This window comes from Hymenobacter coccineus (assembly GCF_001816125.1).
Lineage (GTDB): Bacteria > Bacteroidota > Bacteroidia > Cytophagales > Hymenobacteraceae > Hymenobacter > Hymenobacter coccineus.
In genome coordinates this window covers 1-1,338 of sequence record NZ_MDZA01000279.1, presented here as the reverse complement: position 1 = coordinate 1,338, position 1,338 = coordinate 1, and the positions used below count along the sequence as shown (strand labels likewise).

The 1,338-nt window shown below is 66.0% G+C and carries 3 protein-coding genes; all 3 read left to right on the top strand.

The window, feature by feature from the left end:
- A partial coding sequence (locus BEN49_RS28120; protein ID WP_204376132.1) for a hypothetical protein occupies positions 1 to 379 on the top strand: 379 nt, incomplete at its 5' end.
- Positions 348 to 692 (top strand): hypothetical protein, encoded by a 345-nt coding sequence (locus tag BEN49_RS15245; protein ID WP_070744808.1) that lies wholly within the window; start codon positions 348 to 350, stop codon positions 690 to 692. The genes BEN49_RS28120 and BEN49_RS15245, both read left to right, overlap by 32 nt.
- 123 nt (positions 693 to 815) lie before the next feature.
- The gene (gene ytxJ, locus BEN49_RS15240; RefSeq protein ID WP_070744806.1) at positions 816 to 1,163 is read left to right on the top strand and encodes a bacillithiol system redox-active protein YtxJ; all 348 of its coding nucleotides are present in this window, start codon (positions 816 to 818) and stop codon (positions 1,161 to 1,163) included.
- Positions 1,164 to 1,338: the final 175 nt, after the last annotated feature.

Sequence of the window (1,338 nt, the reverse complement as noted above, 5' to 3'; positions counted from 1 at the left end):
AGTTGTTTCACCCCTACCGGCTGCCCACGCCGGCCGTGCCGGCCGAGGTGAAGGCGCAGCGCAAGGCCGCCGAGCGCGCCGCAAGCAAAGCGCCCGCGCCGCCGGCGAAAACAGCAAAAAGAAGAAGGACGCCGCCGACGAGGCCCCCACCGCTTCCGGGGCCCCCGCGGCCGACGCCGCCGACGCGCCCAAGGAGCCCGCCAAGGCCGGCAAGCTGCACTTCGACAAAAAAACCGGGCTTGTGAAAAAGCCCAAGCTCAAGCGCCGCATCATGCACAAGCAGCCGCGCAAGCCGTTCAAGCCCCTTAAAGCGTTCAAAAACCTCTTCCACCGCAAATCCAAACCCGATGCCAAGCCTGCCAAAGCCGACCTCGAATAAGCCGCTCCGCGCCGGCGGCTGGCTGCTGCTGCTGGCCCTGGCCACGGGGGCCGCCGCCCCCGCCTGGGCCCAAATAAGGCCCCAGAAGGCGCGCGACGTGGACGCCGCCCACCGCCGCGCCCAGCGCGAGGGCCGCCGCCTGCCCACGCCCTACAAAGACACGCACCTCGACGTGCCGCGCACCCGCCTCGACCGTGGGGCCGGCGACCAGCCCCGCCCCGCCGGGGCCGATGCCATGGAATACCGTAATGGGGCCCCGGTGAACCCGAAAAACAAAAAGAGCTTTCTGGGCCTGAACCGCAAGAAAAAGTAGCCGCCCGGCGGGTGGGAAGGGAGATTTTTGGCCGCGGCCGGTGCCAGGACCTAACAAATGCGGTTCCGCTGCCGTTTTTAAGGCTGCCGAAGGCATCCTAAATCAGTCATTAATTCCTATTCCATGTCCACTCCCTGGCTTCCGCTCACCGATGCGGCCCAACTCACGGCCATTGCCGACGAATCGCGCCAGCACCCCGTCCTCATCTTCAAGCACAGCACCACGTGCTCCATTAGCGCCGCGGCCAAGGCCAAAATTGAGCGACAGTGGGCCGCCAGCGGCCTCGACGCCGTGCCGATTTACTACCTCGACCTGCTGCGCTTTCGCCCCGTATCGGCCCAAATTGCCACGCAGTTTGGCGTGGAGCACCAATCGCCGCAGCTGCTGCTCATTCAGAACGGCGAAGCCACGTTCAATGCCTCCCATATGGGCATTCGCCTCGACGCCGTGAAGGCTGCCGTGGCCAGCTAAACTGGCTGGGCAATACCCACTAAAGAGAAGCGGGGCCCCCAGCGCAAGTTGCGCCGGGCCCCGCTTCTCTTTGGCGCTGGGGCCCTACAGGTCGTAGTCGAACGTGATTTGCTCGTCCACGTTGGGGTGCAGGCTCAGGGCCACGGGGGCAGGTGCGGGGCGGTGCGCTCCCATC